The sequence below is a fragment of the Hyalangium sp. genome, from assembly GCF_045802625.1.
GTDB lineage: Bacteria > Myxococcota > Myxococcia > Myxococcales > Myxococcaceae > Hyalangium.
Genome location: NZ_JBJMQP010000012.1, coordinates 1 through 7,517 on the forward strand (window position 1 = coordinate 1; position 7,517 = coordinate 7,517).

The following is a 7,517-nucleotide window of genomic DNA, read 5'->3' on the forward strand; positions in this document are numbered from 1 at the left end:
AAAGCCGGACGTGGCGCTCGTGGACGTGATGATGCCCGTGATGGATGGGCGCGAGCTGCTGCGCGAGATGCACGCGGACGCCCGGTGGCGGGACATCCCCGTGGTGATGATGAGCGCCGTGTCTCAGTCCATCCTCACCCGCGACGGGCCGCTCGTCTGCGCCGACTTCTTCCAGAAGCCGTTCGACTTGTGGAAGCTCCTCGATCGGCTCCGCGAGCTGACGGGCATGCACGAGCATCATTGAGTTCGGGCGGGAGCGCCCGGGTTCAGCTCCCGTCCAGGCTCATATAGGTGCGCCGGGCGGGCACCGAGTAGAAGCGCCCCTCGGGCAGCACGTAGGCGGTGAGCCGGCCACCGTAGACACAGCCCGAATCCAGCCCGAAGGCATGCGGGTGCTGCTGCAGGCCGCGCAGCGCATCGTGCCCGAAGAGGACGAGCTCCGGCCCAGTCCAGAGGCTGGCCCAGGGCGCGCCGCCCTCCACGCGCTTCGAGGGCTTTCCGTCCGGGCCAATGCTGCGCAGGTTGAGCAGGTGCTCGTGGCGCTGCTCCTTCAGCGGCACCCCCGGCACCAGCCCGGCGTGCACGGCGAGCACGTTGAGCTCCGGCAGGCGCATGTAGAGCGGCAGCGAGGCCAGGTACTTCCAGTCCGCGGCGCTGAGGGTGTCCAGCACCTGCTGGTGCTCGGGCTTGAGCTTCTTGCCCGGCTTGCCATGGCCCTGGTGCCAGTGCAGCACGTGCTCGTCATGGTTGCCGCGCACGGCCAGCAAGCCCAGCTCGCGCGCCCGCCGCACCACGCCCGCCGAGTCCGGCCCCTTGGCCACCAGGTCTCCCACGAGCACCACGCGCTCGCCTGGCCGCCAGTCGCACTCCTTCAGGAGCGCGTCCAGCTCCTGGGCGCAGCCATGCACGTCTCCGATGAACAGCGTCCGCATCTGCTCTTCCTGGAACACGCGGGGAGGACCGCTCGCGAGAAGTGAGGCCCCTGCACCGCCGGACTGCCCCCTGTGCACCCACCAGGGAGAGATGTTACCTGCCTGCCGCGCACTCGGGCAGGAGGGGGGAGGCACAGCTTCAGTCCCTGGCACTCGGGTTGCTGGTAAGAGCAGGAGGCCCGCCGGGTGCGGGCAGCGGGCCACGGCAGGCCCCGGAGGTGAATGTGGAGCACGGCGGCATGGGTGGAGGCTTCTCGGCCTGCGCCTCCTGGCTGGAGCTGAGCGCGTCGGCGCTGCGGCACAACGTGGAGGTGTTCCGCGCGCTGGAGGCCACCCGGGGCAGCGGTCCCCCACGGAGGGTGGGCGCGGTGCTCAAGGGCAACGCGTACGGGCACGGCTTCCAGGAGCTGCTGCCGCTGGTGCACCCGCGGGTGGACGTCCTCTACCTCATCACCCCGCAGGACGGGCTGGCGGTGCGCGCCTTCGAGCGGAAGCATGGGCTGGCGCCCCGGCAGGTGCTCGTCATCGGCGCCATCGCTCCGGAGGAGGCCGTGGCCCTGGCGCGCGAGGGCGTGGACGCGGTGGTGGCGGACCTCTCGTGGAGGGAGGCAGGGGCCGTGCTCCGAGCGGCCCGGCTGGAGCGCCCGCTGCGGATCCACGTCCACATCGACACGGGGCTGGGACGCGAGGGCTTCACGCTGGAGCAGCTCCCCCGCGACACGGGCTTCCTCGCCGAGCACCGGGACGTATTCGAGCTGGTGGGGGCGCTCAGCCACTTCTCCAACACGGAGGACGTGACGGAGCAGGAGTACGCGCTGGCGCAGCTCCAGGCCTTCGAGACAGGCATGGCGCGGCTGGTGGAGCAGCTCTCCCCGGCGCACCCGCCGCAGCGGCACATCGCCGCCAGCGCCGCGAGCCTGGTGCTGCCGCGCGCCCGCTACGACGCGCTGCGGGTGGGCATCTCCTTGTATGGGCTGTGGCCGTCGGCGGAGACGCGGCTGTCGGCGAGGCTGGTGCTGGGCGAGGTGCCCTCGCTGCGGCCGGTGCTCTCGTGGCGCTGCCGCAGCCAGGTGGTGAAGTGGCTGCCGGCGGGCAGCTACGTGGGCTATGGGTGCACGTACCGGTGCTCGGAGCCCACGCGCATCGCGGTGCTGCCGGTGGGCTACTTCGACGGGTACCCTCGCCTGGTGTCCGGCAAGGCGCACGTGCTGGTGAACGGGCGGCGGTGCCCGGTGCTGGGGCGCGTCATGATGAACCACGTGATTGTCGACGTGACGCGGGCCACCACGGACGACCAGCCGGTGACGGCGACGCTGCTGGGGCACGATGGCGACGAGACGGTGTCCGCCGAGGCCCTGGCCGGCTGGGCGCAGACCATCCACTACGAGGTGGTGACGCGGCTGGGCGCTCACCTGCGGCGCGTGGTGGTGGATTGAGCCCTCCCTGACTGAGGGGGTAGGGGCCGGGCTGGAGACGCGATACGCCGGAGTGCGTGTATGCTGGGCCTCACACTCTTTGTGGGGACCGCCTTGCACGATCCAGCCCTGGCTCAGGAAGCGCTCTCTGAGCTGCCACCCGACATCGCCCAGAGCCCGCTCTTCAACGGAGATCTCGCGCCCATTCCCAAGGCGCGCCGCAACTGGTCGACCTACAACTTCGCCGCGCTGTGGATCTCCATGGCGCACTGCATCCCCACGTACATGCTCGCCGGCGGCCTGATCGCCGTGGGCATGAACTGGTGGCAGGCGCTGCTGACCATCGGCCTGGGCAACGTGATTGTCCTGGTGCCCATCCTGCTCAACGCGCACCCGGGCACCAAGTACGGCATTCCGTTCCCCGTCTTCGCCCGGGCGAGCTTCGGCACCACTGGCGCCAACGTGGCCGCGGTGCTGCGAGCCTTCGTCGCGTGCGGCTGGTTCGGCATCCAGACGTTCATCGGCGGCGAGGCGGCGAAGACGCTGATCGAGGCGCTCTGGCCCTCCTACGGCCACATCGCCGAGGGCGTCACGGTGCTGGGCCTCTCCATCCCGAGCGCCTTCACCTTCCTGCTCTTCTGGGGCCTCAACATCTTCATCATCTACAAGGGCATGAACGCGGTGCGCGTGTTCGAGAACTGGGCGGCGCCGCTGGTGCTGGTGATGGCCGCGGTGCTGCTGGGCTGGGCCGTCAAGACGGCAGGCGGCCTGGGGCCCATGCTCGAGCAGCCCTCGCGGTTCGCGACCGTGGGCGAGTTCTGGAAGGTCTTCATCCCCTCGCTGACGGGCATGATCGGGTTCTGGGCGACGCTGTCGCTCAACATCCCGGACTTCACCCGCTTCGGCAAAGGCCAGAAGGAGCAGATGCTCGGGCAGACCCTGGGCCTGCCCACGACGATGATCGCGTTCTCGGCCATGGGGGTGATCATCACCAGCGCCACCCAGGCCATCCTCCACGGCGTGGATGTGGGCAAGCTGTGGGACCCGATGTTCCTGCTCGGGCAGCTGACCAGCTCCGCGAACGCCATCGGCCGGGACGCGCCGCTCATTGCCTCCTCGGGCACGCGCGCACTGGTGGCCATCATCTCGCTGTTCGGCGTGGCGGTGGCGACCCTGTCGTGCAACATCGCGGCGAACGTGGTCAGCCCGGCCAATGACTTCGCGAACCTGGCGCCGCGCTACATCAGCTTCAAGACGGGTGGGCTCATCACCGGCCTTGTCGGCATCGCGATGATGCCGTGGAAGCTGCTCGCGAGCGCCGAGTCGTACATCTTCAACTGGCTCGTGGGGTACTCGGCGCTGCTGGGGCCTATCGCGGGGATCATGATCGCCGACTACTGGCTGCTGCGCCGCCGCGAGCTCGATGTGGCCGAGCTGTACCGGCCGAACGGGCGCTATGCGGGGACCAACTGGGTGGCCGTGGGTGCCCTGGCACTGGGCGTCCTGCCGAACCTCCCGGGCTTCCTCAAGAGCGTGCACGTGGTGGGCGGCGAGCCGGGCTTCTTCGACTCGCTCTATGTCTACGCGTGGTTCACGGGCTTCATCGTCGCGGGCGCGGCTTATCTCATTGGCATGCGCCTGGCTCCGCGGCCCCAGACGCAGACGCCTCCGAGCCCGACGGTGTCCTGATGCGGTAGGTGGTGCGTGCGGAGTGGGCCGCCGTCGCTCAGGCGGCCTCCGCCACGTCCTCGATGCACTCATCGGTCAGCGTCTGGATCTGACCGATGACCACCATGCAGAGCAGCGCGCCCAGGGTGAGGATGACCTGGGCCGCGAAGCCAGCGAGCAGCGCTGACGTGAGCAGGAGCGGATCCGAATCGAGGGTGGCGAACAGGTACGCCTGAACCAGCCAGGCGAAGCCTCCGAGCACCCACGCGGTCCACCACGCGGTCACCGCGGCGCCCATCTTGGGAGCGCCTCCGAGGCTCCGCCGCAGGCCGCGCACCACGAGGTACGGATCATAGAGGTGGGCCAGGGGAATGAACCACCAGGCCACCGCCCACGCGGGCGTCGTCCCGGGATCCAGGCCGAGCAGCTTCGTGGTCCTCACGGCCAGGTGCAGCCACCGGAGGAAGAGGACCGCCGTGAGCCCAGTGGCCAGGAGCAGCGCCAGGTTCAGCGGGCGGGAGGCTTGCTCGTAGCTGAAGGCCGCCGCTGAGGGCGCCATGCCTCCACTGAGGCGGGAGATCAGCCAGCCGTTGAGCAACGCCTCGAACAGGGTGCACAGCACGACCAGCCCCAGTGACCCTTGCGCCAGACTCCCTCGGGCTCTCAGGGAGGGCAGCTCTCGGAGCTGGCGGTACTCGCAGGCCGCACAGATGTCGCCCCATGTCTCGCAGCGGGCGCAGACGAAGCGGCCACAGCGCGAGCAGGTTCCCACCGGCTTGAAGGCCGGGTGCTCAGGGCAGGCGACCTCGGGGCTCATGTGCTCGGCGGCGGCGCGTACTTCCAGCGGCGGTGCAGCCACAGCCACTGCTCGGGGTACTGGCGGATGATGCGCTCGAGCCCCGCCGTCACGGCCGCGGTGTGCTCGGTGATGGGATCCTTGCCCTCCTGCGGCGGTGGAGGCAGGAAGGGGCCCTCGATGTGGACTTGCATGCGCGGGCCGTTGCGCACGCCCATCACCACCCAGGCCGGCACTCCGGTGCGCTGGGCCGCCACCGCCATCGCCGGAGTGGTGGAGGCCAGCCTCCCGAAGAACGGCACGAAGACGCCCTTGGACGGGATGGCTTGATCCAACAGCATGTACACGCTCTCGCCGCGGTGGATGGCATCCACCGTCTCCTGCACGGCGCCCTTGGGGTAGATGAGCCCCGCGCCCGCGCGCACCCGGTTCTCCGCGATGCGGTTGTTGAGCGCGCCCTTGAGCGGGCGCACCAGCGCGTTGAGCGGCACGCCGCGGTGGATGAGGACCTCTCCCAGCAGCTCCCAGTTGCCAAAGTGTGCCGTCACCAGCAGGGCGCCCTTGCCCGTGGCCAGGTGCGCCTGGAGCGCGAGCCACGCCTCACGGCCCAGCACATCCTCCTTCTCCCAGTCCGGAGGCATCCGGCGCTCGTCGGCCAGGGCCTCCAGCACCACGCGCGCCATGGTGATGTACGTGCCTTTGGCGATGGCATGCCGCTCCTGCTCGGAGCGCTCCGGCATGGCCTGGGACAGGTTCTCCAACGCGACGCGGCGCCGGATGCCCAGCGAGTAGGCCAGCCCTCCCACGAAGTGCGCGAGCCGCTCCCGGGAGCCCCAGCCCATTTTCGCCACCCAGCCCATGATGAGGTTGGCCAGGAAGCCGGCGAGGGGGCCGGGCGGCTCGCCGATGACACGGCGCAGGTGCGCGGACGTCAACCGGATGGGGTGGACCGCGGGGGCAGGCACGGAAGCAGGCGAGGACACGGCGGCGCACTCCACACCGAAGCGGGCGGACCGGCAAGCCAGTACACGCGAAGTTGCTCCCTTGCTCCGCCGGACCGCGCTAGACCATGCCGCCATGCGCCTCCTCCCGCCCTTTTCGCTCCTCCTCGTGCTGACCGCGTGCGGGGCCCGGCAGCACGTTCCCGATGCTGAGGCCTCCGCTCCTCCGCCTCCGCCCGCGCAGGCCTCGGCGCCGGCCGCCGCTCCCGCCACGCCGCCCACTCCACCTCAGCTGCGCCTGCCCACCACGATTCGTCCCACGGGTTACTCGGTGGAGCTCACCGTGGACCCCAACGCCAGCACCTTCCAGGGCGTCGCGGACATCTCGCTCCAGGTGGCCCAGCCCACCTCCGTCCTCTGGCTGAACGCTCATGAGCTCACCGTGAAGCAGGCGACCCTGACCCAAGCGGGCGCGCCCCTCGCGTTGACGCCGGTGCCCGGCAACGAGAACTTCCTGGGCTTCACGCTCTCGCGTCCGCTGGCCCAGGGCCCGGCAAGCCTGCACATCACCTACGAGGCCATCGCCTCCACCAAGGAGATTGAGGGCGCCTTCCGAGCCCAGGAGCGCGGGGACTGGTACGTCTTCACCGAGTTCGAGCCCATGGGCGCCCGGCGCGCCTTTCCCTGCTTCGATGAGCCGAGCTTCAAGGTGCCCTGGCAGCTCACCTTCCATGTGCCCGCGGGCAACATCGCGGTGACCAACACCCCGCTGCTGGCCGAGGAGCCTCAGGCGGACGGGAGCCGCACCTTCCGCTTCGCTCGCACGCAGCCGCTGCCCAGCTACCTCATCGCCTTCGGCGTGGGGCCGCTCGAGTTCGTCCAGGCCGCGCCCTCGGGCCGCAACAAGGTGCCCACGCGCATCATCACCCCCAAGGGCCGCGCCGCCGAGGCCGCCTACGCCGCGAAGATGACACCGGAGATCATCTCCCGGCTCGAGAGCTACTTCGACATGCCGTACCCCTACGAGAAGGTGGACATCCTCGCGGGGCCGCTCATGTCCGGCGCCATGGAGAACCCGGGCCTCGTCACCTTCAACTCCGAGTCCATCCTGGCCAAGGAGTCCGAGGACACCCTCGCCCACCAGCGCAACTTCACGGAGACGCAGGTGCACGAGCTGGGACATCAGTGGTTCGGAGATCTCGTCACCATGGCCTGGTGGGACGACCTGTGGCTCAACGAGTCCTTCGCCACGTGGATCACCCCGCGCATCATCGAGAGCTGGAAGCCCACGTGGGATGCACCGGCGCAGCGGGTGCAGGAGCGCTCGTACGCGCTGGGCAGTGACAGCCTGGCGACGGCGCGGCGGGTGCACCAGCCCATCGAGAACGCCGGGGACATCCTCAGCGCCTTCGATGGCATCACCTACGGCAAGGGCAGCGCGGTGCTGGCCATGGCCGAGGGGTGGCTGGGGCAGGACGTGTTCCGGCGCGGCATCCAGCGCTACCTGCGGGCGCACGCGGGCGGCAACGCCACGACCCAGGACTTCCTGGACGCGCTCTCGGCCGAGGCGGGCAAGGATGTGGGCCGGGTGCTGGGCACCTTCCTGGATCAGGGTGGCGCTCCGCTCGTCTCCGCCACCGTGGGTTGCTCGGGCCCGGTGCCGAAGGTGGTGCTCTCCCAGCGCCGGTACCTGCCGGTGGGCTCCCAGGGCGAGGCGGCGCGGATCTGGCGCGTGCCGCTGTGCGTGCGCTACGGCGTGGGCACG

General features: G+C 70.1%; 7 protein-coding genes. 4 read left to right on the forward strand and 3 right to left on the reverse strand.

Features of this window, described 5'->3' with window-relative positions; genetic code table 11:
• Positions 1 to 244, forward strand: a 244-nt coding sequence (locus ACJ8AT_RS02700) for a two-component system response regulator (protein ID WP_407735953.1), incomplete at its 5' end; no start/stop codon positions are given.
• A gap of 22 nt (positions 245 to 266) precedes the next feature.
• On the opposite strand, the gene ACJ8AT_RS02705 is transcribed toward ACJ8AT_RS02700, so the two are convergent.
• Positions 267 to 932 carry a metallophosphoesterase gene (locus tag ACJ8AT_RS02705; protein ID WP_407735954.1) on the reverse strand — a complete coding sequence of 222 codons (666 nt, stop codon included), beginning with the start codon at positions 930 to 932 and terminating at the stop codon, positions 267 to 269.
• Between the two features lie 239 nt (positions 933 to 1,171).
• Between ACJ8AT_RS02705 and alr the strand changes: the two genes are divergently transcribed.
• Together alr and ACJ8AT_RS02715 are read left to right on the forward strand one after the other, a co-directional pair.
• Complete coding sequence (gene alr / locus ACJ8AT_RS02710) at positions 1,172 to 2,368, forward strand: alanine racemase (protein WP_407735955.1); 1,197 nt, start codon at positions 1,172 to 1,174, stop codon at positions 2,366 to 2,368.
• A gap of 93 nt (positions 2,369 to 2,461) precedes the next feature.
• Positions 2,462 to 4,036: an NCS1 family nucleobase:cation symporter-1 gene (locus ACJ8AT_RS02715; RefSeq protein WP_407735956.1), complete on the forward strand. Its 1,575-nt coding sequence runs from the start codon at positions 2,462 to 2,464 to the stop codon at positions 4,034 to 4,036.
• 37 nt (positions 4,037 to 4,073) lie between these two features.
• Here ACJ8AT_RS02715 and ACJ8AT_RS02720 read toward each other — a convergent pair whose 3' ends face one another.
• Positions 4,074 to 4,832, reverse strand: coding sequence for a DUF4328 domain-containing protein (locus tag ACJ8AT_RS02720; RefSeq protein ID WP_407735957.1), 759 nt, complete (start codon positions 4,830 to 4,832; stop codon positions 4,074 to 4,076).
• Positions 4,829 to 5,794 carry a lysophospholipid acyltransferase family protein gene (locus ACJ8AT_RS02725; RefSeq protein ID WP_407735958.1) on the reverse strand — a complete coding sequence of 322 codons (966 nt, stop codon included), beginning with the start codon at positions 5,792 to 5,794 and terminating at the stop codon, positions 4,829 to 4,831. Before ACJ8AT_RS02725 ends, ACJ8AT_RS02720 begins: the two co-directional genes overlap by 4 nt.
• 94 nt (positions 5,795 to 5,888) lie before the next feature.
• Here ACJ8AT_RS02725 and ACJ8AT_RS02730 point away from each other — a divergent pair.
• Positions 5,889 to 7,517, forward strand: a 1,629-nt coding sequence (locus ACJ8AT_RS02730; protein ID WP_407735959.1) for a M1 family metallopeptidase, incomplete at its 3' end; no start/stop codon positions are given.